The 26990-nt window shown below is 69.3% G+C and carries 21 protein-coding genes; 11 read left to right on the top strand and 10 right to left on the bottom strand.

All coding sequences use genetic code 11. The features are described from left to right. Positions 1-29: 29 nt before the first annotated feature. Positions 30-2480, top strand: coding sequence for an FAD-dependent oxidoreductase (locus AB6A65_RS02795; RefSeq protein WP_371036837.1), 2451 nt, complete (start codon positions 30-32; stop codon positions 2478-2480). A 947-nt stretch (positions 2481-3427) separates the two neighbouring features. Here the strand turns inward: AB6A65_RS02795 and AB6A65_RS02790 are convergent. The 6 genes from AB6A65_RS02790 to AB6A65_RS02765 all read right to left on the bottom strand — a co-directional run bounded on the left by AB6A65_RS02790 (position 3428) and on the right by AB6A65_RS02765 (position 10731). Further along, entirely contained in the window at positions 3428-3913 is a 486-nt protein-coding gene (locus AB6A65_RS02790; RefSeq protein WP_371036836.1) for a chemotaxis protein CheW, read from the bottom strand. A gap of 66 nt (positions 3914-3979) precedes the next feature. Beyond that, complete coding sequence (locus AB6A65_RS02785; RefSeq protein WP_371036835.1) at positions 3980-5989, bottom strand: methyl-accepting chemotaxis protein; 2010 nt, start codon at positions 5987-5989, stop codon at positions 3980-3982. Positions 5990-6109: 120 nt separating this feature from the next. Next, entirely contained in the window at positions 6110-6601 is a 492-nt protein-coding gene (locus AB6A65_RS02780; protein WP_371036834.1) for a chemotaxis protein CheW, read from the bottom strand. Positions 6602-6613: 12 nt separating this feature from the next. After that, positions 6614-8644, bottom strand: coding sequence for a chemotaxis protein CheA (locus tag AB6A65_RS02775; RefSeq protein ID WP_371036833.1), 2031 nt, complete (start codon positions 8642-8644; stop codon positions 6614-6616). Between the two features lie 5 nt (positions 8645-8649). Beyond that, on the bottom strand, positions 8650-9015 hold the full coding sequence (locus AB6A65_RS02770; RefSeq protein ID WP_371036832.1) for a response regulator: 366 nt from the start codon (positions 9013-9015) through the stop codon (positions 8650-8652). Positions 9016-9231: 216 nt separating this feature from the next. After that, on the bottom strand, positions 9232-10731 hold the full coding sequence (locus AB6A65_RS02765) for a hypothetical protein (RefSeq protein WP_371036831.1): 1500 nt from the start codon (positions 10729-10731) through the stop codon (positions 9232-9234). Positions 10732-11012: 281 nt separating this feature from the next. Here AB6A65_RS02765 and AB6A65_RS02760 point away from each other — a divergent pair, with 281 nt between their 5' ends. From AB6A65_RS02760 to AB6A65_RS02735, 6 genes are all read left to right on the top strand, one after another. After that, complete coding sequence (locus AB6A65_RS02760) at positions 11013-11285, top strand: hypothetical protein (protein WP_371036830.1); 273 nt, start codon at positions 11013-11015, stop codon at positions 11283-11285. A 48-nt stretch (positions 11286-11333) separates the two neighbouring features. Beyond that, positions 11334-13559 (top strand): methyl-accepting chemotaxis protein, encoded by a 2226-nt coding sequence (locus AB6A65_RS02755; RefSeq protein WP_371036829.1) that lies wholly within the window; start codon positions 11334-11336, stop codon positions 13557-13559. Between the two features lie 30 nt (positions 13560-13589). After that, on the top strand, positions 13590-14477 hold the full coding sequence (locus AB6A65_RS02750) for a protein-glutamate O-methyltransferase CheR (RefSeq protein ID WP_371037236.1): 888 nt from the start codon (positions 13590-13592) through the stop codon (positions 14475-14477). Further along, positions 14477-15553 (top strand): chemotaxis response regulator protein-glutamate methylesterase, encoded by a 1077-nt coding sequence (locus AB6A65_RS02745; protein WP_371036828.1) that lies wholly within the window; start codon positions 14477-14479, stop codon positions 15551-15553. The genes AB6A65_RS02750 and AB6A65_RS02745 overlap by 1 nt, the downstream gene beginning before the upstream one ends. A 648-nt stretch (positions 15554-16201) precedes the next feature. Further along, positions 16202-18262 carry a PhoX family phosphatase gene (locus AB6A65_RS02740; protein WP_371036827.1) on the top strand — a complete coding sequence of 687 codons (2061 nt, stop codon included), beginning with the start codon at positions 16202-16204 and terminating at the stop codon, positions 18260-18262. Positions 18263-18361: 99 nt separating this feature from the next. After that, on the top strand, positions 18362-18655 hold the full coding sequence (locus AB6A65_RS02735; RefSeq protein WP_371036826.1) for a cytochrome c: 294 nt from the start codon (positions 18362-18364) through the stop codon (positions 18653-18655). Between the two features lie 33 nt (positions 18656-18688). On the opposite strand, the gene AB6A65_RS02730 is transcribed toward AB6A65_RS02735, so the two are convergent. Continuing rightward, a complete protein-coding gene (locus AB6A65_RS02730) occupies positions 18689-19021 on the bottom strand; it encodes a hypothetical protein (protein ID WP_371036825.1) in 333 nt (110 codons plus the stop codon). A 14-nt stretch (positions 19022-19035) separates the two neighbouring features. Further along, positions 19036-20724: a secretin and TonB N-terminal domain-containing protein gene (locus tag AB6A65_RS02725; RefSeq protein ID WP_371036824.1), complete on the bottom strand. Its 1689-nt coding sequence runs from the start codon at positions 20722-20724 to the stop codon at positions 19036-19038. 614 nt (positions 20725-21338) lie between these two features. Here AB6A65_RS02725 and AB6A65_RS02720 point away from each other — a divergent pair. The 4 genes from AB6A65_RS02720 to AB6A65_RS02705 all read left to right on the top strand — a co-directional run bounded on the left by AB6A65_RS02720 (position 21339) and on the right by AB6A65_RS02705 (position 24905). Further along, positions 21339-21920 carry a hypothetical protein gene (locus AB6A65_RS02720; protein ID WP_371036823.1) on the top strand — a complete coding sequence of 194 codons (582 nt, stop codon included), beginning with the start codon at positions 21339-21341 and terminating at the stop codon, positions 21918-21920. Positions 21921-22048: 128 nt separating this feature from the next. Beyond that, entirely contained in the window at positions 22049-22726 is a 678-nt protein-coding gene (locus AB6A65_RS02715) for a hypothetical protein (protein ID WP_371036822.1), read from the top strand. Between the two features lie 85 nt (positions 22727-22811). Beyond that, positions 22812-24437: a hypothetical protein gene (locus tag AB6A65_RS02710; protein ID WP_371036821.1), complete on the top strand. Its 1626-nt coding sequence runs from the start codon at positions 22812-22814 to the stop codon at positions 24435-24437. 165 nt (positions 24438-24602) lie between these two features. After that, positions 24603-24905, top strand: a complete 303-nt coding sequence (locus tag AB6A65_RS02705; protein WP_371036820.1) for a hypothetical protein — start codon at positions 24603-24605, stop codon at positions 24903-24905. Between the two features lie 126 nt (positions 24906-25031). On the opposite strand, the gene AB6A65_RS02700 is transcribed toward AB6A65_RS02705, so the two are convergent. Together AB6A65_RS02700 and AB6A65_RS02695 are read right to left on the bottom strand one after the other, a co-directional pair. Then, the gene (locus AB6A65_RS02700; RefSeq protein ID WP_371036819.1) at positions 25032-25817 is read right to left on the bottom strand and encodes a DUF6782 family putative metallopeptidase; all 786 of its coding nucleotides are present in this window, start codon (positions 25815-25817) and stop codon (positions 25032-25034) included. A gap of 68 nt (positions 25818-25885) precedes the next feature. After that, positions 25886-26395, bottom strand: coding sequence for a hypothetical protein (locus AB6A65_RS02695; RefSeq protein ID WP_371036818.1), 510 nt, complete (start codon positions 26393-26395; stop codon positions 25886-25888). Positions 26396-26990: the final 595 nt, after the last annotated feature.

The following is a 26990-nucleotide window of genomic DNA, read 5'->3' as shown; positions in this document are numbered from 1 at the left end:
CCGCTCGGCTCCGCTTCGGGACGAACGACATGACCGCGCTTCCCCGCGAGGCCCGGGCCGTCATCATCGGCGGAGGGGTGTCCGGCTGCTCGGTCGCCTACCACCTTGCGAAGGCGGGCTGGACCGACATCGTCCTTCTGGAACGCAAGCGGCTGACCAGCGGCACGACCTGGCATGCGGCCGGCCTAATCGGTCAGCTGCGCAACAGCCAGAACATGACCCGCCTCGCCAGGTATTCGACCGAGCTTTACACCCGGCTCGAGGACGAAACCGGCATGGCGACAGGCTTTCGCCAGACCGGATCGATCACCGTCGCGCTGACCTCCCACCGCAAGGAGGAGCTGCTGCGCACCGCCGGCATGGCGCGGGTCTTCGGCGTCGAGGTCGAGGAGCTGGGGCCGGCCGACGTGAAGGCGATGTATCCGCATCTGAACACCGAGGGCGTCACCGCCGGTGTCTGGCTGCCGAAGGACGGGCAGGCCGATCCCGCCAACATCGCGCTGGCGCTCGCGCGGGGCGCGCGCGACCGGGGCGCGACTATCGCCGAGAACGTGAAGGTCACGGGTGTCGGCGTGAAGGAGGGGCGCGTCACCGGCGTGTCGTGGCAAAGCGGCGCGGAACAGGGCCATATCGCGGCCGACGTCGTGGTGAACTGCGCGGGGATGTGGGCGCGCGAACTGGCCGCGCAGTCGGGCGTCGCCGTGCCCCTGCACGCCTGCGAGCATTTCTACATCGTCACCGAGGGCATCGAGGGATTGGGCCGGTTGCCCGTCCTGCGGGTGCCCGACGAATGCGCGTATTACAAGGAGGACGCCGGCAAGATGATGCTCGGCGCCTTCGAGCCGCGCGCCAAGCCCTGGGGGATGGGCGGCATCCCCGAGGATTTCGAATTCGACCAGCTGCCCGAGGATTTCGACCATTTCGAGCCGATCCTCGAGACCGCGGTCGCGCGGATGCCGATGCTGGCGACGGCCGGTATCCACACCTTCTTCAACGGGCCCGAAAGCTTCACGCCCGACGACCGCTACTATCTGGGCGAGGCGCCGGAGCTTCGGGGCTACTGGGTGGCGGCGGGCTACAACTCCATCGGGATCGTCTCGTCCGGGGGCGCCGGCATGGCGCTTGCGCACTGGATCACGGAAGGCGAGCCGCCTTTCGACCTGTGGGAGGTCGATATCCGCCGCGCCCAGCCCTTTCAGCGCAACCGCCGCTACCTGCGCGAGCGCGTGTCCGAGACGCTGGGCCTGCTCTACGCCGATCACTACCCGAACCGCCAGCCGGTCACGGCCCGCGGCGTGCGTCGCTCGCCGGTGCATGAGCATCTGAAGGCCGCCGGCGCGGTCTTCGGCGAAACGGCCGGCTGGGAGCGCGCCAACTGGTTCGCCGACCCCGGTCAGGAGCGGGCCTATCGCTACGACTGGGGCGGGCAGAACTGGTTCGCCAACGCCCGGGCCGAGCACATCGCGCTGCGCGAGGGCGTGGGGCTGATCGACATGACCTCTTTCGGCAAGATCCGGGTGGAGGGGCGCGACGCCTGCGCCTTTCTTCAGCGCGTCTGCGCCGGGCAGCTCGACGTGGCGGCGGGGCGCATCGTCTACACGCAGATGCTGAACGCCCGTGGCGGCATCGAAAGCGACCTGACGGTGACCCGGCTGGGCGAGACGAGCTATCTTCTGGTCGTCCCGGCGGCCACGCTGCAACGCGATCTGGCATGGCTGCGCCGTCACGCAGGCGAGGGCGCGGTGGCGATCGTCGACATGACCTCGGGCGAATCCGTCTTCTCGCTCATGGGGCCGCTGTCGCGCGCTGTGCTTGCAGGCTGTTCACCGGACGATTTCTCGAACGCGGCGCATCCCTTCGGCACGGCGCGGGACATCGAGATCGGCCTCGGGATCGCCCGTGCGCATCGCGTGAGCTATGTCGGCGAGCTTGGCTGGGAGATCTGCGCGCCCTGCGATCAGGCCGCCCATGTGTTCGAGACGCTGGTCGAGGCCGGCGCGGCGCAAGGGCTCAGGCTCTGCGGCATTCACGCGATGAATTCCTGCCGCCTCGAGAAGGCGTTCCGGCATTACGGGCATGATATCACCGACGAGGATGACGTGATCGAGGCGGGGCTGGGGTTCGCGGTGGAGACGCGGAAGGGGGGCTTCATCGGCCGCGAGGCCGTGCTGCGCAAGCTGGAGACGGGCCCGGAGCGGCGTCTCGTGCAATTTCGGCTCGAGGATCCCGAAATCCACCTGCACCACAACGAGCCGCTGCTGCGCGACGGTGAGATCGTGGGGTTTCTCACCTCCGGCGGCTATGGCCCCGCCCTGGGGGCGGCGGTCGGGCTCGGCTATGTGCCCTGCACCCGTCCAGGGGGACCGGCGGTCGGGATGCTGGCCGCCTCCTACGCGGTCGAGGTCGCGGGACGCCGTGTGCCCGCCCACGCGAGCCTGACGCCGATGTACGACCCCAAGGCGCTGAGGGTGAAAACCTGACGGCGGAAGCGGGAAACGGTGGGTCCGGGCCCGATACCGGCATGGCCGGCGCCAGCGGCCCGCGGGTGTCCTCGTGCGCGGCGCTCGCCCGCTGCGCGGGGCCGGCATTCGGGCCGTGTTGCCGGGAGGCGCGCTCCCCGCGCTGCCCCGTCGCGCGGGCGGCGTGGACATCGCCGCCGCCTCGGCACGTGTCGTCGCGGGCGCAGGCGTCCGCACGGATCCGCATCTCGCGCCCCATGCGCACCGCGCGGCTTTCCCGCCTCGCCGGTCCCGTCTGGGCGCATCGAAAGGAGCTGGCCCGCGATGGGGGCGTTCCATGCCGCCAGACGCCACCCACGGCATCGAAGGCGGCGCGCCCGAGATCATGGATCTCATTCCTCGGCGGGCGACGCCCGGGGGCTTGCGGTCCGGTCAGCCCGCGCCGTCCCCGCCCGGGAACGTGGCGCTGCCCCCGTGTGCGCCCTTGGGCATGGCCGGTTCCGCCCTGGAATTTGCCCGGGGAGGGTGTCGAGGACGCTCGGCCCGATGCAGGCCACCGGAAAATCCGGTCGAACGAAGCAGCACGACCGCCCGGCTGCCTGACGCCTCGGTCGCCGTGGTGGGCGCGCCCCGCCACTGCCTGTCAGTGTCACCGGCAAGGGGCCATGACGCGGACGAGCGGCGCGATTGGCCAGGGGACCCGGATGCCGTCATCCTCGCGCGCGCGACGGAGGGGTGGCCGTTATCTTCAGGACGCGATGCAAGGCGACGCGAAGGATCAATTCCTCGCGATCCGGGTTGGACGGGTCTTTCGGGCGCAACCCGTGCCGCAGTCCTTCGCCAGGGCCCATCGAAAGCTCGCGAAAGCCCCGATCATTCCCGGCGCGGGGGCCGTTCCGGGAGGCGCCAGTCCTGGCGGGATTGCCTTCGCCCGAAGGCGTCGAGCGCCGGCGCCCTCGCGCCGATGCCTAGAGCGGCCAACCGCCGCCCGCCCCGAGCGCCGCGTTGCCATCCAGCGCCAGTGCAAGGCGGCCATCGATCCGCGTGATGGCGCGCACCGCTCCGCCGGACTGCCCGTATTCGGCCGGTTCGAAAGCGTCCGGGGCGATCTCGATCACGCTCTCGACGCGGTCGACGCGCAGGCCTCTCGGACGATCCCCGCCTCCATCGAGCACGAGGATTCGGCCTTCGCCGCCGGCCGGGCTCCTCGGCAGGCCAAGCCGGACGGCCAGGTCCGCGACCTCGATCGCGCGGCCGCGAAGGTCTATGAGGCCGAGGACGTCGGACCCGGCGCCGGGCAGGGGAGACATCCGCGCCATGTCGAGGATTTCGCGCACATGCGCGACGTCGAGCACGAAGAGCTGGTCATCAAGGCTCAGAACGACATAGGCTCGCGCCTCCTGCTCTTCTGGCCGGGACGGGATGGTGTCGGTTGCGTCATTTTCGATGGTCATGGCGGTCTTCCGGAGAGGGGCGTGGAGAAATGCCGGGCCGGGCTGGTGCCCGGCCCGGCGCAAGCGTCAATTGCGGGCGAAATCGGCGTCGGTCATGTCGTCGTAGCCGAGATCCAGCGCCACGCCGTTGGTCGGCCCGTGACCCGTGCCGGATGCCGGGGCCGTCGCGGCGCGCGACCCCCGGTCGGCCAGGTCGATGCTCTTGCGCGATCCTTCCTTCCGGGGACTCTGAGCCTCTTTGGCGCCGACCGGGACGGAGGGGGCAGTTCGGGCCTCCGCCGAAACCGTGCGCGCGGCATGGTGCCGCTCCGCCGTGCCGGTGCTGAAGAAGGCGAGGACGGCGCGGACCTGTTCGGACTGGGCGGCCAGCGCCTCCGCCACCGAGGCCGCCTCGGTCGCGGCGGAGGCATTCTGCTGGATCACGCTGTCGAGTTGGCGGATGGCGTCGTTGATCTGATCGGCGCCGGTGCTTTGCTCGCGCGATGCCGCCGAGATCTCCTGCACGAGGTCCGCGGTGCGCCGGATCGAGGGGACGAGCGACTTGAGCGTCTGGCCGGCTGTTTCGCTCGCCTCGACCGTCGCGCCGGACATGCCCGAAATCTCGGTGGCGGCCTGCTGGCTTCGTTCGGCCAGCTTGCGCACCTCGGAGGCGACGACGGCGAAGCCCTTGCCGTGCTGGCCGGCGCGCGCGGCTTCCACGGCGGCGTTGAGGGCCAGCAGATCGGTCTGGCGCGCGATTTCCTGGATGATCGTGATCTTCTCCGCGATCGTCTTCATCCGGGTCACCGCGGCATCGACGGCCTGTCCACCCTCTTCGGCCTCGCGCGCGGCCTGTTCGGCGATCTTCTCGGTTTGCGCGGCGTTGTCGGCCGCCTGCCGGATCGTGGCGGTCATCTGCTCCATGGCGCTGCTGGCCTGTTCCGCGGCCGACGCCTGCTCCGTCGCGCCCTGGCTGATCTGCTCGGAGGCGACGCCGGCCGATTGCGCCCCTTCGGCCACTTGCGCCGACGCGGCCTGCACCTCGCTCACCACGTCGCGCAGCTTGACCGCCATGCGGTCGAGCGCACCGAGAAGTCGCCCGATCTCGTCGCGCGAGGTCGTGGAGGCGTCGACCGTCAGGTCGCCGTCGGCCACCTGCTCGGCCACGTGAAGTGCGCGGCCGAGACCGCGCGTGATGCTGCGCACGGTGAGTGCGGCCAGCAGCGCCAGCGCCACGACGATCGCCCCCGTCAGCCACCAGAGCGTGTTCTGCGCCTCGGCCGCGGCGGCGCGCACTTCCGCCCGGACGGCGGACCTGTCGGCGTCGATCGCCTCCCGCAACGTGCCGATCGCCTCGGTAGGCAGGATGGTGGCCGCGTCGAGGTCGGCCCGGGCCGCGCTAACGTTGCCAACGCCCTCGGCATAAGCCTCGAAGGCCGAAACGTAGCCGTTCCTCGCCTCGCGCAGCGCGGCGCGCTCGCCCGCGGGCAGCGCGAGCGCCGTGTCCAGCCGGGCGGCGAACGCCTCCGCCGCGTCCTGGAATTCCCGGATTGCCGCATCGTCCCGGATGGTGATGAACGTGCGTTCGTGGCCTTGCAACCGCAGGCCCAGGGCCCGCAGTTGAGCGTCGTCCACGTTTACCAGCCTGTTGTCCAGCGCTTGTCGTGCTGCCGCCAGTTCGGCGCGCAGCCCCATGCTCCAGTCAAAGCCGCGTTCCGCGATCCGCGCGGACAGTCGTGCGACGGCGTCGCCATAACCGCGTATCTGCGCGTCCACGGTTTCCAGCGCGGCGCGCGTGTCGTCCTGGTGGTCCATGAGCAGGGCGCGAAGCGCCTCCAACGGCCGGGTCTTGGCGTCAAGCGCCGCCTCCGCGACCGCGAGGCTCTCGTTTCCCGGCGCGAGTTCAAAGCCTCGCACGGCTATGACGGAGTCGGAAAAAGCCTCGTCGAGCGCGGATGCGAGAGACACTTGCTCGGTATACTTGTCGTAGCGCGCATCGAGCCGGTCGGTGGTCGCTCGGGTCTGCACGAAAAGCGCCACGGATGCGATCACGCCGAGCACGCCGAAGGCGCCAAGCACGGAGACTTTCAGTTTCACGCTCAGATTATCAAGGGGGTTCTTCATCGGGTAGGTTTTTCAGTTGGCAATCAAGAGACGCGGCACCGCCTTCGGCGACGCGCGCAGTAGGGCGAAATGCGGTTCGATCCCGGGAGAGGCTCAGCCGGCTTCGGTGTCCGGGTCGAACACGGCATCGGGGGATAGAAGGATCACGACGCCCTGGGCATCGCGACAGACACCCTTGACGAGCGAGGCGGGCCAGCGGCTGCCCAGCTCCGGCAAGGGCTCGAGTGCGCCTGTATCGACCTCCAGCACGTTTTCCACCGCGTCGGCCTCGATGGCGAGGCGTTGGGGCCCGACCGGCAGCGTGACCTCGATCACGACCAGTCGCAGGGTGGCCGGCGCCTCGGCCGAGGCGGGAATGCGCAGGCGTCGGCGGATGTCGATCACCGGCGTGATGACGCCACGGACGTTCACCAGCAGGCGGGCGTGGGGCGCTGCATGGGGCACCGGGGTCGCCGGAACCGGATCGATCACTTCGGCCACAGTCGTGACCGGCAGCGCGAACCGTTCGCCGGCGAGGTGGAAGACAAGCAGCGTGGCAAGCCCCGTGGGCGCCTCGGCCACGATGTCGGGATGCGTGTCGGCCATGGCGGGATCCTTTCAGGCGGCGTCGGGCGCGACGGGCGTGCTGCGCGACAGGCCACGGCAGAGCGTGGCCACATCGATGATGAGCGCGATGGATCCGTCGCCAAGGATGGTGGCCCCGGACAGTCCGGAGATGCCGCGATGATAGGGGCTGAGCGGTTTGATGACCGTCTGGTTCTGGCCGAGGATGTCGCCGACCACGAGGCCCAGGCGGGCGCCATCCGCCCGCACGACCACGACACGCCGGCGCGCGTCGGGATCCGCCGCGAGGCCCAGCGCGTCGTCCAGCGCGACGAAGGGTATCAACGTGTCGCGGATCTGCAGCGTGCGGCGCCCGCTGTCGCGCAGGGTGTCGGAGGGGTCCATCTCGACGCATTCGTCGATGACCGCCAGCGGAACCACCAGCACCGAGTCGCCCAGCCGCACCAGCAACCCGTCCATGATGGCCATCGTCATCGGAAGCCGAAGCGTGACGCGGGTGCCCTGACCGCGGGACGAGGTGACCTCGACGCCGCCGTTCAGCCCGTCGATGGTGCTGCGCACCGCGTCCATTCCCACACCGCGGCCCGAGACGGAAGAGAGCGTCTGCGCCGTCGAGAAGCCGGGCGCGAAGATCATCTGCTGCAGTTCCGCCTCGGTCGGCGCAGCCTCCGGTGCCAGCAGGCCGCGCTCGACCGCGCGGGTCCGGATCGCCTCCGTGTCGAGGCCGCCGCCATCGTCTTCCAGCGTGATCAATACCTCGCCGCCCTCCTGGCGGGCGTTGAGGCGCAGGGTGCCGCGCGCGGGCTTGCCAGCGGCGAGCCGGTCCTCGGCCGGCTCGAACCCGTGGTCCATGGAATTGCGGATCATGTGCACGAGGGGTTCGGTAAGCTGGTCGAGCACGGTCTTGTCGAGCTCCGTCTCGCCCCCGGTGGCGACGAGGTCGACCTCCTTGCCGAGTTCGGCGGCAAGGTCGCGCACCACCCTGCGAAATTTTCCGAAAACGCCTTCGATGGGCAGCATCCGGATCGAGAGGGTTTCCTCCCTCATGCCCGTGACGAGACGCTCGACCGTTTCAACCACGGTCTCGAGCTCGGAATGTCCGACATCGGCGGCCAGCTTGTGCAGGCGCGACTGGGCGATCACCAGTTCCCCGAGCTGATCCATGATGCGGTCGAGCTTGGCGGATGCCACGCGCAGGCTGTCGGCGGGCCGGTTTTGCCCCGGCCGCGCCACCGGTTGGGCCGGTCCGTCCGCGCGGGGCGACGACATGCTTGCGGACGGGGCTTCTGCGCGCGTCCGCGCGTCGGTACCGGATGCGCCGGGCGCCGCCTCGGACGGCTCTTCCAGCGGCTCGATTTCGAGGGTCGCGTCGTCGGCGAAGATGAACACGCCCTCGATCTCCGCCCGCGGCCGGTCCGTACGAAGCACGACCTCCCAGGCAAGATAACTGTCCTCGGGGGGCATCGCCTCGAGCGTCGGAACCGCGGTGGTGTCGAGCATGACGTCGAGCGCACCGAGCGACGCCAGTTCCTCGATCAGAAGATCCGGGCGCATGCCCTGGCGCAACGCCTCCCGGTCGGGGCGGAAACGGATATGCCAGCGCCGCGCGCGATCGGTGGCCACCGCGTCATGTCGGGTGGGGGCGGGGGGCGAAGATGTCTTCGACGTCTCGCCGGTGACCCGTGCCAGAGCCTCGAGCAGGCGCGCCGCCTCGGGCGACGTGTCGGGCTCATCCGCAGCGTCGCCGTCTGCGCCGGCCTCGAGCAGCCCGATCATGTGGTCGCGCGCACGCAGGCACAAGTCGACAAGCGACGGATCGACGGTGAGATGACCCGCGCGCAGCTGATCGAAGGCCTCCTCGAAATGGTGGGTGAACCGGCTGAGATCGGTGAACCCGAACATCGCTCCGGATCCCTTTATCGTGTGCAGGGTGCGGAATACGGCATCCAGACGCTCGGGATCCGCGTTCGCCTCGAGGTCCAGAAGCTGACCTTCGAGGCCCTCGAGCAGATCGCGGGCCTCCTGAACGAAGCTGGCGATGGCGGGGTTGATCTCGGCAGACATGGCGATCACCCCAGCAACTTGTTGACGACGGCCGTCAGCATGTCGGCGTCGAAGGGCTTGTTGATCCAGCCGGTCGCGCCCAGCGCCTTGCCGCGGCTCTTGGCGGCGGGGTCCGACTCGGTCGACAGCATCACGATCGGAACCCCGGCATTGGCCGCCGAGCCGCGCGCCTGCTCGATGAATTCGAACCCGTTCATGTTGGGCATGTTGAGGTCGGTGATGACCAGATCGATCTTCTGGGAGGTGAAAGCCGACAGCCCCTCCGCGCCGTCAGCCGCCCCGACGACCCGGAAACCTTTCTGGCCGAGGGTGAAGGCCACCATGTCGCGGACCGATTTGCTGTCATCGACCGTGAGAACCGTACGTGTCATCTTGCTGTCCTCCGAAGGACGCGACGCCAATTACGGCGAAGCGCAGTGTGGCCATCTTCGAAACCGGGCATTTGCGGCGTGCGTCCGACCTCTGACCGCAGCCGCATATGATGCGGCACCTCGTCGTGTCAAAACCCCTGAGTTCCGGTTTTATTTCGAATTTTCATATACTTGTCATTCGATTCCCTTGGGCGCGCATGCAGCGACGCCGGAGGCTCAGAACAGAATGTCATCGAGGGATTGCGAAGCGGGCGCTGTCGCCTTCGGCGCGGCCGTACCGTCCAGCCCCACGTGCACATCCCTCTCGCTTTGCATCGTGTAGATCGCATTCAACGGTGCGAGGCTTTCGAGGGCGGCGCCTGACAAGGGGGTCGCTGGCTCCATCGCGCGGCCGCAGCGGCGCAGCGCCTCGACCGCTTCGGGCAGGATGGCCAGGGCGCCGAGCCCTTCCTCGACGGCGTTGGACAGCGTCGCGGCGTCCGCGCGCGCGCTGTCACGCAAGGCGGCAAGGTCGGATACGCCCTTGGCGACGTCATCGTGACGCGCGCGCGCCGCGGCGAGGCTTTGGTGCAGCTCTGCGGCGCGATCCTCCAGGCGCGACAGGGTCGCGCTTTCGATCAGTGCATCGACATGGGAGAAGGCCGTCTTGCAGGCGTCGGCTTGCGCGCTGCACCGGGCCGCCGTTTCCTGGACCGTGCGCGACAGTACGTCCATGGCCGCCTTCGACATGCCGCTGCGATCGGCCAGCAATCCCGCGTTGATCGATGCGAGGGTGATACCCTCGGCGGTGTCCAGGAGCCGCGCGAAATCGGAGCGCGCTTCGGACACGCGGGTGCGCACGGCGCCCGCAGCTTCCAGGGCCGCGGCCAGCGCGGGGCCCAGCAACCGCTCCAGCCGTTCGGCCTGCGCCAGTTCGGTCGACAGGCCCTCGATCAGGGCCTCGGCTTCGCCACCGATGTCGCCGGCCAGCATCTGGGCGGCGTTGCGCCCGTTTTCGCGCATCCGCGAAAGCGCGGTCCGCAAACGGCGCAGCACCTCATCGGTGTCGGCGCAAGCCGCTGCGATCTGCGCCGAGGCGAGCGCGCGGGCGGCGACCGGGTCGGCTGTGGTGCTTGAAAGAATGGTGCCGACATGGTCCAGCCGCTGCGAAAGCTCGTCGGCGTGCTGGATGCCGGCGATCAGCGCGCCGGTTTCGGTGCGGCTCGTGGCCTCCAGCCGCTCTGCAAGCCTGTCGAGGCCGTTGCTCAGTTCGCGGTTGCGATCGTGGATGTCGGCGTGACGGGCGCGCGCCGCGCCGCCGAATGATTGCGCCTCTGCCGCGCTGAGGGCCGTCGCGCCGATCTGGCGGAGCGCCGCATCCCTGCGCTCGCGAATCTCCTGGATCGTGCTTTCCAGGCTGCCGGCCGATCCGCGCAGTTCCTCTGTCATGTGGCGAAGCGATGCGACGAACCCGTTGATCTGCTCCATGCCGCTCGCATTGCCCGTGATCCGGCTCATGGTGGCGACCATGGCCAGCTGGCGTGTTTCGCGCAGGATGGCGCCGCTGGCCGAGAACGCGCCGTCAAGCCCTTCGGCAAGCGCGCCTTGAGCGAGCTCCTTGGCCTGGGTGGCGAGAAGCTGCGCGATCTCCTCGCAGATGCCGGCAAGCGCATCCTGCGTGCCCGGGTCGTCGAGACGCGACAGCAGCGCGCCAAGCCCTTTCACCGCGCCGCCCACGTCGCCGAGGCTTTCGTTGGCGCCGCCGAGGCTTTGCGAAAGACGTTCGAAGGCGGCGACCACGCGGCTGCGCGCCTCCTCGGCCTGCGCCAATCCTTCCGCGACGATTTCAACCGTGTCCTTGGGCATCTCTTGCTCGCTTGGCAGCCGCTCGATGGGACGTTTCTTCCTGACCCCCGTTGACATCCGGTTACCGGCCAAGCGCGCCGTCGGTCCGGCGCTGGCAAGCGATCGTTAAGCGAAGGGCGCTACCAACGGCCTCGACCGTAAAGGAGGTTGCCGTGCCCGCCGATTCGCCCGACCTGCAGATTCTCGACATCGACGCGGCCCTGGACCTGTCGGGCGCGCAGTCGGTGCATGCATCGCTCTGCGCGCGGCTCGCCGATCTCGATCCGGCCCGGCCCGTGCGGCTGGAACTCGGCGAGGGGCGGGCCACGGCGCCGGCGCTGCAGCTGCTTCAGGCGACGCGGCTTGCCCTTCAGGCGCGCGACATCGATCCGGCCCTTGGCCCTCGGGCACGGGCTGCGCTGGGCCCGCCCCCGCGAGAGACCTGATTCTTCCTTGGTTCCGTTTCCCGGTTCGGCACGTTTCAGGAGGTTCCCATGCGCCCGACCCTAAAGGCCAAGCTGGCCGCGACCTTCACGCTCGTTCTCGTCCTCTTCGGCGCCCTCGTCTTCGTGTCGGAGCGCAATCTGAAAAGCCTCGACTCCGTGCTTGACCAAATCGTCAACGAGAGCGCCGACAATATCCTCACGGCTGCCGACATGCGCCGGCACGCGCTCGAAATGGAAATCGCGATGAACCGGCTGATCGTCGCCGACGAGCCGGCCGAACTCGAGGCGGCCGAGGCGGCAATCGCGGCTCATGCTTCCAAGCTTGACGCTGCGCTCGCGCACATGGCCGAGGGAGCCGGTCCAAACTTGCTCGCGCAGATGGCCGACATCCGCGGGGCGCTTGACGATCTCGACGACATACTCGGCGAAGTTGCGACGATGTCGCAGGCCCAGACCAACACCCGCGGCCGCCGGCTTGCGCGCGATGCCGGCGAGGCTGCCATCGCCGAAGGGAGGGAGGCCGTTTCGGCCTTGCGCGGTGCCGTTGCGCGAGGCGCCGGGGTGGACGCGAACGCCGTCGACGGCGCGCTCGACGAGATGGCGGACGCGTTTCTGGCCGCCCAGGCGGCGGCGCAGATGACTTTGCTCGAGGCCGATCCCGCGGAGCAGGAAGAGGCTTCGGCCAAGCTCGACGCGGCATTGGCCAGAGGGTCGGCAGCGCTTGCGCGGATCGACGCCATTCTCGGGGTGACCGCCCGCGCCGAGAGGAGCGATCTGCGCGATGCCTGGGACAGGTCGGCCTCCGTCCTGGACGAGGTGCGCATGCTGGCGCTGGAGAACAGCAACCGGCAGGCGGAGGCATTGGCGACGGGGCCGGCCGATGCGGCGTTCGAGCGGGCGCTCGACACCATTTCCGAGGTTTTCGCCGGCAGCCGTGCCGAGATGGTCGATGCCCAGGCCGAGGCCGATGCCACTTACGCAGAGGCCCGGTCGATGCTTTTTTCCGCCGCGGCCCTGGCGTTCATCGTCAGCCTCGCCGCCGGCGCATGGATCATGATATCGATCACTCGTGGTCTCGGTCTGGCAACGGATGTGGCGAACCGGGTCGCGCGGGGCGATCTGGACATTGCCGCGGCCAACCGACCGCGCGACGAGATCGGCGATCTCTTGCGCGCGATGGACACGATGGCCGGGGACCTGCGCGGCATGACCCGTGCAGCGGAAACCATCGCGAAGGGTGATCTGACCGCGAGCGTCACGCGCCGCTCCGAAGTGGACGCGCTCGGCATCGCGCTCGAGGACATGCTGGCCCGTTTGCGCCAGGTCATTTCCAGTGCCGGTGCCAGTGCCGACAGTGTCGCCGCCAGCGCGCAGGAAATGAGCGCCACTGCCGAACAACTCAGCCAGGGCAACACCGAGCAGGCGGCTGCGGCAGGCCAGGCCAGCGCCTCCATGGAGGAGATGTCGGCCACCATACGCCAATCCTCCGACAACGCCGCCCAGACCGAGCAGATCGCCACCAAGGCGGCGCAGGAGGCCGAGGATAGCGGCCGCGCCGTGGACGAGGCGGTCGCCGCCATGAAGACCATCGCGGAGAAGATCACGATCATCCAGGAAATCGCGCGCCAGACCGATCTGCTGGCCCTCAACGCCGCCGTGGAAGCCGCGCGCGCCGGCCAGCACGGCCAGGGCTTCGCCGTCGTCGCCTCCGAGGTGCGCAAGCTGGCCGAGCGAAGCCAGCAGGCCGCGACGGAGATTTCGTCGCTTTCGGGACGTACGCTCGATGCCAGCGCCCGGGCGGGCGAGATGCTCCGCGCGCTGGTGCCTTCGATCCAGCGCACCGCGGATCTGGTGCAGGAGATCTCGGCCGCGGCCCGGGAGCAGACCACGGGCGCTGAACAGGTCAACGAAGCGATCCGTCAACTCGACATCGTGATCCAGCAAAACGCCTCTGCCGCGACGGAGGCCGCCTCGTCCGCCGAGAGTCTCGCGTCTCAGTCCGAGCAGATGCGCCAGGTGATCGGATATTTCCGCCTGTCGGACGCATCCGGAGAAGTTTCGTCGCCCGGTGCGACGACAGGGGTGTCGCCCGCGCCGCGTGGCCTGCGTCCCGCGACGGAGGCATCCGGCTCGACCGTAACGGCCCGGGCTTCCATGCCGCCCGTCGTGGCGGGTGGTCAGGGAGTAACGCTGGATCTCGGCTCCGAGGACATCTCGGACAGCGATTTCGAGCGCTACGCGAGGGAAAACACGCGCGCGGCGGGCCGGGCCTGAGATGACAGGGGGAACATCGACGTGAGCGCGATGACGCATCGCGGGCTCGGCGGCGCGGCGGGTGCCGTCGAGACCTCTCCTCCGCCGGCGTTGACCGAGGTCCAAGCAAGCGGCTTGTGCGACATCATGCTTCGCGTTTCCGGCGTGCGGATCGATGCCGCCAAGCGCAGCTTTCTGGAGCTGCGCGTCGGGCGACGGCTTCAGGCGACGGGAGCGGCAGATTTCGACGCCTATCTCGCCCATCTGCGGGGCCCCTCGGGCGCGGCCGAGCGCCAGAACCTCGCGGAGGCGCTGGTCACCCACACCACGTCGTTCTTCCGGGAGCGGGCGCATTTCGACTGGCTTGCACAGGAGGGCATAGACCAGGTGGTGGCCTCCGGCGCAGGGCGGTCCTGGCCCCTCACGGTCTGGAGCGCCGCCTGTTCGACCGGGGCGGAGATGTGGTCGGCTGCGATGGTGCTGGATCAGGCCGCCCGGTCGCGTGCCGGCGGGCTGCGCTGGGCGGTAGTGGGCACCGACATCTCGCGCCGCATCCTGCAACGGGCCGCCACCGCGATCTTCACCGAAGACGAGATCGAAGGTCTGCCGGAGACCTTTCGCCGGCGCTATCTCATGCGGTCCCGCGCGGGACGCAGGCCGCTTTACCGCATCGTGCCGGAGTTGCGTGCGCAGGCGCGACTGGCCTGGGCGAACCTGTCAGAGCCGGCCCGTGGCCCGGCCCTGACCGCCGACATCGCCTTTCTGCGCAATGTCCTGATCTATTTCCCGCCATCCGAGCAGCCGATGATCGCGGCAGGGGTCGTGGGCCGCCTGCGGCCAGGCGGGTATCTCGTCACCGGTCACGCCGAGGGGCTGAGCCGCGTGCCCCAGGGGCTGCGGCAGGTCGCGCCCACGCTCTACCGCAAGGAGGGCCCGTGATGTCCGCGCAGCCGCGGCGCCCGCTCAAGGTGCTCATCGTGGATGACAGCGCGGTGGTGCGTCAGACACTGTGCGAACTGATCGCGTCCGACCCGGGGCTGGAAGTCATGGGTGCGGCAAGCGATCCCTTCGCCGCGGCGCAGCGGCTTCGCGTTGAAAAGCCGGACGTGATCATTCTCGACGTCGAGATGCCGCGCATGGACGGGGTGACCTTTCTCAAGAAGCTCATGGCCCAACACCCGATTCCCGTGGTCATGTGCTCTTCGCTCGTGGGCGCCAATACCGCGACCCTGACCGCGGCCATGGCGGCCGGAGCCGTGGACGTGATCTGCAAGCCGCAGGTCGGCATTCGCGGCTTTCTGGAGGAAAGCCGGGTTCGCATCTGCGACGCGGTGCGCGCGGCCGCGCAGGCGCGGCTGTCGCGGTTGCGCCCGTCCGAGGTGGAGGCGAAGCTGACCGCCGACGCCATGCTTCCGCCGCCGGGAAGCAGGGCGATGGCGCGCACCACCGACAGGATCATCGCCGTCGGCGCCTCCACCGGCGGGACCGAGGCGCTGCGCCTCTTCCTGCGCCAGATGCCGGCCGGATGCCCGCCGATCGTGATCGTGCAGCACATGCCCGAGACGTTCACCGCGGCCTTCGCGCGGCGCATCGACGGGGAGTGCGACATCTCCGTGCAGGAGGCCCGGCCGGGGGACCGCATGCTGCGCGGTCATGCCCTGATCGCCCCCGGCAACCGCCACACGATGGTCACCCGCTCGGGCGCGCATTACGGGATCGACGTGCGCGACGGGCCCCTGGTGTCGCGGCACCGCCCGTCGGTGGACGTCCTGTTTCGCTCGGTGGCGCAGAACGCGGGCTCCAACGCGGTCGGGATCATCATGACGGGCATGGGCGATGACGGCGCGCGCGGTCTGAAGGAGATGCGCGAGGCCGGCGCCCGCACCTTGGGCCAGGACGAGGACAGCTGCGTGATCTACGGGATGCCGAAGGAGGCAAGGCGCATGGGTGGCGTCGAGGAGGAACTGCCGCTTCCGCGGCTCGCCGCGGCCGCCATGAGGCTCTGCCAGGAGTGAGGCCCTTTTTGCCGCACGGCGGCGCTTTCGAAGAGAGGCGACCCAGCCGGTGCGAGCGAGCGGTCGTCGCCCCGCACGCGCCAGCCGAGGTGGCAAGAGGAGCGATGCGCCACGCTGCATGCGTCCGGCCCCGGCAGAAAAGGCGTGACGGCGGCTGGCGCGCGCCGCATTTTGCACGCTGTCACGGGCCACGGGCAGGCCGGACATGGGGTCGCGGCAGACACCCGGCGCATCGACACCGCGCGGGCCGGGGCGCGGGCGACGGGGTCTTATCGTCCCGATCCACCTTGTCTCGTCGGGATCTTCCACCTCCGGCGTCCGGCGGGCCTTTCCGGGCGGGCCCCGCCGGGAAGCGCCCGTTTGCCGGGCCGGGGCGGTGTCGCTTCGTTCCCGAGTCGCGAATAATCACTGTTCAATGCGCCGAGCGTTCTCCAGCACGAAACGACCCGGCGTCAGCCATCTCCCGAGTTCCGCGCTGGTTTGCGGTGGATCAATGGAACATCACCCGGGGCGGGCACACTCGGAGGGCTGCTGCCGGCGGCGGGTCGCGCCCCGCCGCGTTCGTCACGCACCTGTGACACTTGGCAGCTAACTCCGCGTCGAGCGGTCTGCCGACTCGCTCTTTCGATGCAGCACAGGGAGCTGGACATGAAGGACTTTGAGCGGGACTATCCCGACCACACGCAGGCGATGGGCTACGAGCACGGCGACGAGCCGCAGTGCAACACGTCCGCCAATCGCAACTTCTACGACGTGATGGAGGCCCGCGTCGCGCGTCGCGGCTTCATGATGGGGGGCCTCGCCACCATCGCCACCGGTCTGATCGGCGGCGCGCTGTCGGGCAAGGCGGCGCTGGCGCAGGGCACCTCCAAGCTGATCGGGTTCAAGCCCGTGCCGGTGAGTTTCGAGGACGTCGTGGTCGTCCCCGAAGGCTACAGCTTCCAGGTTCTCGGCGCGACCGGCGAGCCGGTCTCGGGCGACATGCCCGCCTTCCGTTCCGGCGCCAACACCGGCGCGGAGCAGGAGCACCAGATCGGCCAATGCCACGACGGAATCCACTTCTTCCCGATCGACGGTGTCTCCTCGGAGGACGGTCTGCTCGTCCTCAACCACGAGTACATCGAGCCGCGCTTCCTGCATGCCGAAAAGGAAGGCTACAAGGGCGTGGCGCATGACAAGCGCAGCGTGGTCTACGACGCCGACGGCATGCGCGACGACGACGAGGTGCGCATGGAGATCGCCGCCCACGGCATCTCGATCTATCGTACCGCAAGGCAGGCCGACGGCCAGTGGGCCATCGTCGCCGACCCGCACAATCGCCGGATCACCGGCAACACGCCGATGGAGATCGGCGGCCCGGTCCGCGGCTCGGCGCATGTGCGCACCAAGTACAGCCCCGACGGGACGATGACCCGCGGCACGGTCAACAACTGCGCCCATGGCGTGACGCCGTGGAACACCTATCTCGCCGCGGAAGAGAACTGGGCGGGCTACTTCTCGAACACGACCCAGATCGACCAGAAGCCCGACCTGCCGCGCGAGCATGCCCGCTATGGCGTCTCGACCAACCCGAACGGTGGCCGCTACGGCTGGCACAAGGCGAAGTCGGGCGCCGACGAGTTCGTCAGGTTCGACGCCACGACCCGGGGCGCCTCGGCCACCGAGGACTACCGCAACGAGCCCAATACCTATGGCTGGATGGTCGAGATCGACCCGTTCGATCCCGCAAGCACGCCGGTCAAGCGCACCCATCTGGGCCGCTTCGCGCATGAGGGCGTCGTGTTCGCCCCCGTCGTCGAGGGGGCTCCGGTGGTGTGCTACTCGGGCGACGACGCCCGGTTCGAGTACATCTACAAGTTCGTCTCCGACGGCGTCTGGGTGCCGGGAGAGACGGATGGCTCGATCCTCGACAGCGGCACGCTTTACGTGGCCAAGTTCAACGACGACGGCACCGGCGAATGGCTGGCTCTGGCGCCGGGACGCAACGGGCTGACGCCGGCCAACGGCTTCGCCGATCTGGCCGACATCCTCGTGAACACCCGCCTCGCCGCGGACCATGTGGGCGCGACGAAGATGGATCGCCCGGAATGGGGCACCGTCGATCCCAACGACGGCACGCTCTACTTCGCGCTCACCAACAACTCCCGCCGCACCCAGGCCCAGACCGACGCCGTCAACCCGCGCGCGGAAAACAACTTCGGCCAGATCGTGCGCTGGAACTACGAGAACGTCGACCACACCAAGGCGACGTTCCAGTGGGATCTGTTCGTGATCGCGGGCAACGCCCGCAACTCGGCGCTGGCCACGGGCGGCGCGTTGGGCGACGACAGCATCTTCGCCTGCCCGGACGGGCTGTGGTGCGACAACGATTCGCGGCTGTGGATCCAGACCGACATGGGCGATACCGGTCCCGATTACGAAGGCCCGCTCAAGGAGTTCGGCATGAACATGCTGCTGGCGGCCGATCCGGCCACCGGAGAGATCAAGCGTTTCATGACAGGACCCTGGGGGCAGGAGTGCACCGGCGTCGTCAGCACGCCGGACGGAAAGACCATGTTTGTCAACTTCCAGCATCCGGGCGCCCACGCCTCGGCCGAGCAGTTCGCCCAGGGCGACTTCGGGTCGGGCTTTCCCGACTACGACGGCACCGTGCCGCGTTCGGCCACCGTCGTCATCACGAAGGACGATGGCGGCTTCATCGGCACCTGACGCCGGACTTAGAAAGACGGAAAGGGCGCGGTTTCGCGCCCTTTCCACGCGACGCCCGGGACCGAAGGCAACGCGCCGCGCGCAAGGGAGGCCGCCCCCGTGACGGGATACCGCAGTGCCGCGATCATCTGTATCCTTTCGCCCCTGCTGACGGGGCAGGCGATCGCGGATCACACCGCCGAGATCGCGCGCGGAGAGGCGCTCTACATCGCCAACTGCCGCGAATGCCATGGTCCGACCGGGGCCGAGGGCGAGGTGGGCGACATTCGCGGATTGCCCGCGCGCGTTCTGCAGCACGCCACGCAGGCCGGCATCGGCATGATGCCGCGGATCGCGCTCGCCCGGGAGGATGTGGCCGCGATCGCCGCCTACCTGGCGCAGTCGCGCGAGTGACGTGAGGTGCGGCTCTCGGCGCGCGCGCTGGGATCAGGCGCCAAGTTCGTGCACGTAGGTGCCGCCGCGCTGGCTGACCACGTAAAGCGAGCCGTCCATCACCGAAAGAATGGCGGTGACGCGCCCGCCGCGGCGTACTTCCGCGCCGCCCCGGTTCGACAGCGCGTTCCGGATCGCGGGTCCGTGTTCGAGGATCTCCTCGCGCGAGAAGCCGCTGCGCCCCATCGCGATCACGAGATCGTCGGCGGACACGCGCGCCGTCTGACCGCCCGAGATCGGCACGACCCCCGAAAGGGAGTTGGAGACGTTCACGTCGGCGCAGGACGCCAGTGCCGACACGACCAGGAAGATTAGCGTCTTCTTCAAGCTCACGCCCTCCCTCACCGGTAGCCAAGCCGGTCCATGGCGGCGGCAAGCTCGGAGCGGAAGGCCGTCTCGTCCACCTGGCCGAGCGGAACCGCCCCCGGGTTGCCGCTGCGAAAGCGGCGGTCCTCGGGTTCCACCAGCGTTGCCGTCACGAAGATCGCCACCTGCTGCGTCCGGCTGCGCGAGGTGTCGTTGCGGCCCAGAAACGGAAGGTTGCGAAGCCCCGGTATCCCGCTGCGGCCTTGCTGGCTGCGAAGATCGGAAAGCCCCGCCACGGCCGCGGTCCCGCCGTTCTGAAGCTGCACGGTGTTCTGCACCGTGCGACGGTTGACAACGGGCAGGTTCTGCTCGCCCCGCGCCACCACGTCGGAGACCTCGAGCTCCATGTCGAGCGTGAGCGTCCTGTCACGGCCCACCTGCGGTGTGATGCGCAGGATCGTGCCGGTCTCGATCTCCTCGAGGTCGCTGCGGATGAAGCTGTCGTTCTCGGTCAGGATCTGGAAGAACTCGGCGGTGGTCACGCGGATCACGGATTCGATCCCGTCCTGCGCAAGAACCTGCGGGCTTGCCACGATGGCGGCCTGGTTGTTCTCGGACAGCAGGTTCAGCGTGAGGCCGAGCGCGTTCGTGAAGGTCCGGCCGCTGGTGTAGCCGAGCGCGATCTCAGAAATGTCGGTGGTGCCGTCGGTCCGGTTCGCGCCGGCGGTCAGGCCGGGCGGCTGGAACTGGGTGCCGAGATCGAGGAAGGCGGTGGTGTCGAGCACGACCACACGCGCCTCGAGCATGATGTGCTTGCGCGGCTGGTCGATCTTGGCGATGTCGGCGTGGATCTGGCGCGCGATGGCGGGCGGCGCGTTGACCGACAGCGTGTTCGACACCGCGTCGGCGCGCACATGGGTGGCGAGGTTCTCGGGCAGCAGGTTCGTCACCACCTCCGCCGTCACGTGGTCCAGCTTTATCAGGCCGGTATCGTAGACGTCGCGCGCATCGACGTTCTTGGGTGGAAGCGGACGGTCGAGGCGCTGGACGAGTTGCAACGCCTCCTGCCGGACGGAGGCGGGGCCGCTGATCGACAGGCTGTTGCGGACCTGGTCGGCGCGCACGTAACCCTGCAGCCGCTCGGGCAGAAGCTCCCGCGCGCTGGCCGCCTCGATGTAGGTGAGCGCGGCGAAGACGGTCTGGTCGGAGTTCGGGCGGTCGATTGTCTCGACGTCCTGCAGGATGACCTGCAGAAGCTCCGGCGGCGCCGAGATGACGAGCCGCCGGTTCGCGCTGTCGGCGCGCACGTATTTGCGCAGCGGCTCCACCAGCAGGTCGCGCGCGGCGGAGGCTTCGAGATTGCGCAGGGCGATGACCTCCGTGTCCGACACTTCCGCGAAGAGGTCGGCGCGGGGATCCGGATTGTAGACGAGGAAGTAGTCGGGCCGGCGCACGACGCGATAGCCGGTGCCGGCCAGCACCAGGTCGAGCGCGTCCTCGATCGTGGCATCCTCGATGGTGACCGTCACGATACCCTGCACGCCGGGGTCGGCCACGATGTTGGCCCCCGTCTGCGCCGCGATATCCTCGAGCGCGGTGCGAAGATCGGTCTGGAAGAAGACGTTGTCGACGATGGCGCGGCTCTGGGCCTGCGCGACGGTGGCGAAAGCGATCGCGAGCGCGCACAGGACGCACGCAAAAAGCCTGCCGGTTATCGGTCTCACCTGCATTTTCCTGCCTCGAAAGGTCGCCGGTAGATCCGGCCTGTCCTTGCCGCGCCGCGCTGCTCTGTGGATCGTTTTTCGCGGCACATTCGATTTCCAGTTTAGCTACCATGCGGAAGATCCTGAAAACAGTCAAATTTGTCCGGGCCCGGGGAAGTGTCGTCAAATTGCCACCCTGCCGGGGCGCGCTGGGGATGTCCTGGCCGGCGCGGCGTCATCTGTTCGCGCGGCCGGGTGGGCGCCGCCGTATCGGGGCCGGGCCTCTTGCGGCGGGAGCCATCGCGAGGAGGGTGCTGCGCCGCCGCGCCCATGCCGGAGGTTCACGGCGAAGCGCCCCATTGATCGGAACGGGGCGGCCGCCGGGACGAGGCGCAACCTTAAAGAGATTTAATAATTAATTAACATCTATTGCGCGATATTGGAATTGTATCAATGGTATAGGCGGTGCCGCAGGGCAGGGCGCGCGCATTGTCGCCTTCTCGGCCTCAATTCGGCCCCGGGCCGCTCAATTTTTCGACAATCTCTCTCATTAACCCTCTGAGGGCCCGGGCCGCGACCCGAAGTCCCGCGGCGCGACCCTTTTTGAGCATTGCCTCGAACACTGGAGGACAGACATGAAGAAACTTGCAGCCACGGCGAGCGCCCTCGCCCTTCTCGGCACGGGCGCCTACGCCCAGTCCACCGACACAGTCACGCTGAATGCGACGGTCGGCGACTACATCGCGATCACCGACAGCCAGGGGTCGACCATCGGCGACCTGAACATCGCGACCGGCTCGGGCGATGGCGCGAACAACAACGTGAACAACAACGGCGCAGGCGACGAAAAGGCCACCTTCACCGTCACGGCCAACGTGGACTACGACATCGCGCTCGCCTGGGAGACCTGGATTGACGCCGGTGTCGGCGATCCGACGCCGGGATACGCGCAGGCCAACTACTACAACTCGGTCGCCGGCTGCTCCATCGGCGGTGCCGTCCATTTCGACGAGACGCCCGGACAAGACGGCACCGGTGTGAGCTACCCTTCGGGCGGGGCCAATCCGTGGACCGTGGGCACGGCCTACGCGCCCGGCATGGACGTCGTTTACGGCATCGGCACCTCAGCCTCTCCGGACATCACGGACTGCACGAACGACGTCGCTGCGCCCGGCACCTACTCGCTCGACGTCGCCATCACGGTTTCGGCCTCCTGACCGCCACCGACGACCTGTGTGGAGGGGCCCCGTTCTGCCTCTCCGCCATCGCTTCACAGCCGCGCGGCCCGCACCCGGGCGCGCGGCTGTGTTGCCTTCGACGCCCCGCTCGGATTAGCTGACCGCGCATGACGAGACCCTTTCGCACCCTAATTCCGCTTCTTCTCGCCGCCGGCCTCGCCGTGCCCGCCGTGGCGCAGCAGGGCGGGCAGGTGGTGCCGCGGCCGGGCGGGCGGGATGCGCTGCTGGTGCAGGTGCTCGACCGGCAGGTGGACTACGTCGTGGCCGATCTGCTGGGTGCGCCGGGCTTCGAGACCACCGAAGACACGGCGCGGTTCCGCGTGCTGTCCACCGTGCCCTACACCGTCACGATCGGCTTTCCGACATGGCAGCCGGCCCCGCCCGCGCCCGCGAACTACCGCCAGCCGGCCTTTTCGGACGGCGCCCCCCGGAGCGGCGGGCGGGTCTACCTCGCCCGCGACCGCGCGGGGGGGGGCAGGGGCCGGCCGGACTGGCTCGGCCCGCCGGGGCGCCCGGACTGGCTGGGCGAGACCGGCCCGCCCGACTGGCTGGACGATCCCGGCCGTCCGGGACGCCCCGGCCGCCCGGGGGGCGGCGGCAATGGTGGCGGGGAGGCCCGCATCTACCAGGACGCCGATGGCCGGCTCGCCGCCCTGGGCGCGCGCGGCGCCGCGCTCTGGGGCGTCGGGGCCGATCTGGGCCCGCGCTTCACCGACAATCCCACCGGGCTGCCCGCGCCCGGCATCTACAGCCTGGAGGTGGAGATCACGCTTCAGCCGCGCTGAGCGTTGAAAACCGCCGCGGCCTGTCGTAGCGAATGCGTGGCCGCACCGACCCGCGGCGCGACATCCCAGCGAAAGGGCCGTCCCCGTGCGCGCAGCCTTGCTTGTCCTCCTCGCCCTTCTGACCCTCGGCGCGATGGCGCCCGGCGCCGCGGCGCAGGGCTTCCAGGTGCGCCCGCTCACCGTGGAAGGCGAGGTGCCGCCCGGCACCACCGTGGACATTCCCATCGAGATCACCGGAACCTCGCAGCTCGAGGGGCGGCTTCTGGAGGTGGACGTGGTCCAGCTGGCCCAGACGCCCGACGGCGCCTTCACCATCGTGCCCTACGAGGAGGGCGGCCAGGTGCTGCCGCGCTCGGCCGCGCCGTGGATCACCGCGCCCTCCGAGGTGCAGGTGGACGCGCGCCAGACGACGATCCTCGAGGTTCTGATGCGCGTGCCCGCTTCCGCGCAGGGCAGCCATGTCGCCGGCCTTCTGCTGACGGCGCGCCCGCCCGAGGATGCCGAGGGGCTGCGCCTGACCCTGCGCCTTCTGGTTCCGATCATTCTCGGCACGGAGGGGCGTCCCGCCCGGCAGGACGTGCGCCTTGCCGATGCGACGCTGTCCTACCGCTTGCCGGACGTCACGGGCGCAGAGGACGCCGCCGCCGCGCCGTTTCCCGAGACGACGGTGGTGACCGCGCGGGTGGAGAACCGCGGCGGCACCTACTCCCGCTTCGGCGGCGACATCTGGGTGGACTACAAGGATGCCAGCGATACCTGGCGGCAGATCCGCCGCGTGCCCATCGAGGAGCGGCGCCTTCTTCCCGAAACGACGCTCATGGTGCCGGTGGACCTCGGGCGGCTTCTGCCCGCGGGCGACTACCGCGTGCGCGGAGAGCTTTACGTGGACGGGCGGCGCACGGTGCCCCTGCGCCGCGAGATCGCCTTCGAGGGGCATCCCGACATCAAGGACCTGGTGACCGACATCGAACTCGGGCTCAGCCCCGAGGTGTTCGAGTACGACTACCGCGCCGGCGCGCGGCGCACCGGCAGCGTCACGGTCGAGAACCCCTCGATCGATCCCGTCGACGTGACGGTGGAGGTCGCGCTGCCCGAAGGGATGGGCGGGCGCGCGAGCGCCGAGCTGCGCGGAGAGGACCTGTCGGCGGCCGGCTGGATCGACGTGGCGCCCGCGCGGTTCACCCTGCGGCCGGGCCAGTCGCGGAACCTGCGGCTGCTCGCGCGGTTTCCCGGCACCGACGCGGCGCACCGGAACTACTACGCCGAACTCCGGCTCGACGCGCGCTACGGCGACGGTCAGCGCGCGGGGTCGGCCACCGCCCTCGTCGAGGTGACGCGCCCCGAGGGCGAGGACGTGGCCCGTGCCGAGCTCGAGCCCTTGCGCGTCTCCAGCCTCGAGGAAGCGGGCCACTACGCGCTCGCGCTGCGGGCGGTCAACACGGGCAACGTTCTGCTGCGCCCCGAGGCGCGCTACAGCCTTCTTGCCGCCGACGGCGCGGAGCTGCGCCGGGGAGATCTCGCCAGCGAGGCGGCCGGGCCGCTGATGCCGCTCGCGGCCCGGAGCTTCGGCGCCACGCTCGACCTTTCGGAGTTGCCCCAGGGGAAGTATGTGCTCCTGACCATTCTGCGCGACAGCGGGCGGGAGGTCGGCGAGGTGACCCAACGCCTGTCCCGCAGCGCGGAAGGCGTCGCGGTGGAGACCGTGCGCTGACGGCGAAATCGCCGTCCGTATCCTGTTAACGCATCGGCTGCACACTGTCGCCGCGCACCGGCCTTGCGCGCCGGCCGCGTGAAAGTGACGAGTGATTCGACAAACGCTGGCGCCGCCGGGCGCGGTTATGTTAGTGTTCTCACTACATATAGGTGAGGCCATAAAATGTTGAGCAGCTACCGCCTCCTCGCCCTAGCGATAGGCTTCCTCGCCGCGCCGCTGGCCGCCGCGGCAGAAATCGACAGTTCGGTGTCGGGCACCTGGGCGCTTGAACGCGACATACCCGAGAACGCGTATGTGCTGGCCGGACGCGGGGCGCTCGGCAACTACCTCATCTGCTTCGATGCCGGGAATGTGGGCCGCGTCGTCGTCGCGGTGGGCGGCGAGCGAAGCGTGCTTGCCCGCGGCTCCTGCACGCTTTTCGCGCCGACGGCCGAGAACGGGATCGTGGTGAACTTCGACGACTAGGCGGAAAGCGGGGTGGCGCTCGGTACGTTCCGGATGATCCTGCAGGGCGACGACACCGACGACTGATCCCCGCGCCGGGTCACCGGCGCGGGACATGCCGGGTCCCGGGGGGCGCGGCCGGCGCGCTCATTCGCCGGCGGGCGGCGTGCAGGGGTAGGCGCGCCCGTCGGGCAGCGTGCAGAGCGCCGACAGGAAGCCCTGCGGAAGCGCCCCGTAGGTGGGCAGGGCGTGGCTGCGCTCCTGACGGTCGAGGTAGTCGGCGCAGGCCGCGATCCGGTAGGTCTCCCGCCGCCACTCCGAGACGTACCACTGCGCGAAGGCGCGCGCGGCGGCACGGACCGGATCGCCCGTTTCGGCCATCGCACCGGCGAAGGCGGCGGCGATGTCCCGCTGCCCCGGCCAGGCGGCAAGCGCGTCCCAGACGGCGGGCGCGCCCTCGGCGCGGAGCGCCCAGGCGACGTGGAGCGTGACGGCCGTGGCGTCCGCCTCGAGGGCGAGCGTGGCACGCGCGGTTTCGCCCATCGACAGCGCCGGACCCGGGCAGGCGCCGGTGCGCGCCTGGTGCAAGTGGCGCAGCTCGTGGATCAGCACCGCCTGCCGCATGGGCGGGGCGAGGGCGGCGCGCAGGACGATGCGGTTCTCCTCCACCCCCAGATAGCCCTGCGCGTCGAGAAGCGCGTCCACGAGGCAGATCTCGGGGGCGCCCTCGGCCAGCGCGCGCTCGAGGCTATCGAACCGGGCGAGGGCGGGGCGGAGGCTGTCCACGAGATCCGCGACCTCGTGCTGGCGCGCCGTCACCGGCGCGTCGTGGGGTGCGGCGAGGCATTGCCCGCCGAAGCCGTCAGGCTGCGCGAATGCGGGGAGCGCCCAGAGGCTGGCGGCCACCAGCACCGCGAGGCTTCGTTTCCGCATGATCACTCTCCCGCCGCTTGGCCCGAAGCCTAACGAGATCGGCGGGAATGTCACGAGGGGCAGGGCGCTCAGGCGACCGGCGCGGCGACGCAGGCGCGGAACCGTTCGACCGGCTCCGCCGCGCCGTCGAGCGGGAAAGCCACCGCCGTGTCGCCGAGACGCGCGGTGGCGGTGTCGTTGAACTGAAGCCCGTCGAGGACATTGCCGAAGCCGCGATCGGTGACGGTGAGCGCGCGGCCCGCCTCGCCCAGGCCGTGGCGCGTGGTGGAGATCGTGAGGCCGCGGGGCCCCTCGAAGCGGATGGCGAAGACCGGCCCCCCGGGCCAGGGCGCGCCCGCCCGGGTGATGGTGATCGCGTATTCCGGGATGGCGGGATCATGGGTCACGACCACCGCCGCCTCCTCCGTCGAGTGGGAGAGGGTGCAGAGCGGATCGGCCGAGAACTCCCAGGCATGGAGCGGGCCGGCGAGGAGGCAGAGAGCGAGGGCGAGGCGCATGGGCGAGAGATAGGGCGGAGACGCGCCGTGGCCATGGGCTCCCGCGGCGTCGCTGGTGCCGCGTAGGGTGCGTGATATCACGCACCGGCCGATGTTTCCGGATCCCGATGCGGTGCGTGGCGAGCACGCACCCTACGCCCCCGCCGCCTCACATTCCCCCCGCGCTGCCCTCCATGCGGTGGGCGTAGGGCGCGTGATGTCACGCGCCGATGCACGATGGGCGGCGCGGTGCGTGGCGAGCACGCAGCCTACCCCTGCGCAGCTCGCAAGGTAAATTTGAGTGGGACAATCGCAACAATTACGAGAATAACTATGCTGCTCCCCGATAGGATTATGCCCAGCCACAGAAGCAACGATGAAAGTGAGACGCTCAATAGAGTTGTTGTCGAGGCAACGCAAATTGCTTGAGCCGCAACAATGATCAATGGCGAAGATATCAGAAGTGCGAACGACCATATCAAGCCGCACCTCTGAAACACGCGATGGAGTGCATTGCTTGAGTAGCCGACTGATTTTGGGATGAGGGAATCCAGCCAAGCGTTGCTTCGCCTTAGGTGCGCCATCCTCATATTTGGTTGTTCAGACCCAGTTAAGGAAAACAGCTCTATACGCATTCGAGTGAGTGTATACGCGTCAAGACCAATGTAAACAATGGACGCAGTAGCCAGCCCGAGTA

Source organism: Rhodosalinus sp. FB01, assembly GCF_041365715.1.
Classification (GTDB): domain Bacteria; phylum Pseudomonadota; class Alphaproteobacteria; order Rhodobacterales; family Rhodobacteraceae; genus Rhodosalinus.
Note: the sequence above shows the minus strand (reverse complement) of the source record. Positions and strands in the feature narration are given on the sequence as shown.

What these genes read in the sequence shown, in the direction of transcription:
- AB6A65_RS02715 (WP_371036822.1), top strand. Translation starts at nt 22,049, where the DNA reads ATGACGAGACCCTTTCGCACCCTAATTCCGCTTCTTCTCGCCGCCGGC.
- AB6A65_RS02745 (WP_371036828.1), top strand. Translation starts at nt 14,477, where the DNA reads ATGTCCGCGCAGCCGCGGCGCCCGCTCAAGGTGCTCATCGTGGATGAC.
- AB6A65_RS02795 (WP_371036837.1), top strand. Translation starts at nt 30, where the DNA reads ATGACCGCGCTTCCCCGCGAGGCCCGGGCCGTCATCATCGGCGGAGGG.
- AB6A65_RS02705 (WP_371036820.1), top strand. Translation starts at nt 24,603, where the DNA reads ATGTTGAGCAGCTACCGCCTCCTCGCCCTAGCGATAGGCTTCCTCGCC.
- AB6A65_RS02770 (WP_371036832.1), bottom strand. Translation starts at nt 9,015, where the DNA reads ATGACACGTACGGTTCTCACGGTCGATGACAGCAAATCGGTCCGCGAC.
- AB6A65_RS02700 (WP_371036819.1), bottom strand. Translation starts at nt 25,817, where the DNA reads ATGCGGAAACGAAGCCTCGCGGTGCTGGTGGCCGCCAGCCTCTGGGCG.
- AB6A65_RS02740 (WP_371036827.1), top strand. Translation starts at nt 16,202, where the DNA reads ATGAAGGACTTTGAGCGGGACTATCCCGACCACACGCAGGCGATGGGC.
- AB6A65_RS02750 (WP_371037236.1), top strand. Translation starts at nt 13,590, where the DNA reads ATGACGCATCGCGGGCTCGGCGGCGCGGCGGGTGCCGTCGAGACCTCT.
- AB6A65_RS02780 (WP_371036834.1), bottom strand. Translation starts at nt 6,601, where the DNA reads ATGGCCGACACGCATCCCGACATCGTGGCCGAGGCGCCCACGGGGCTT.
- AB6A65_RS02755 (WP_371036829.1), top strand. Translation starts at nt 11,334, where the DNA reads ATGCGCCCGACCCTAAAGGCCAAGCTGGCCGCGACCTTCACGCTCGTT.
- AB6A65_RS02790 (WP_371036836.1), bottom strand. Translation starts at nt 3,913, where the DNA reads ATGACCATCGAAAATGACGCAACCGACACCATCCCGTCCCGGCCAGAA.
- AB6A65_RS02720 (WP_371036823.1), top strand. Translation starts at nt 21,339, where the DNA reads ATGAAGAAACTTGCAGCCACGGCGAGCGCCCTCGCCCTTCTCGGCACG.
- AB6A65_RS02775 (WP_371036833.1), bottom strand. Translation starts at nt 8,644, where the DNA reads ATGTCTGCCGAGATCAACCCCGCCATCGCCAGCTTCGTTCAGGAGGCC.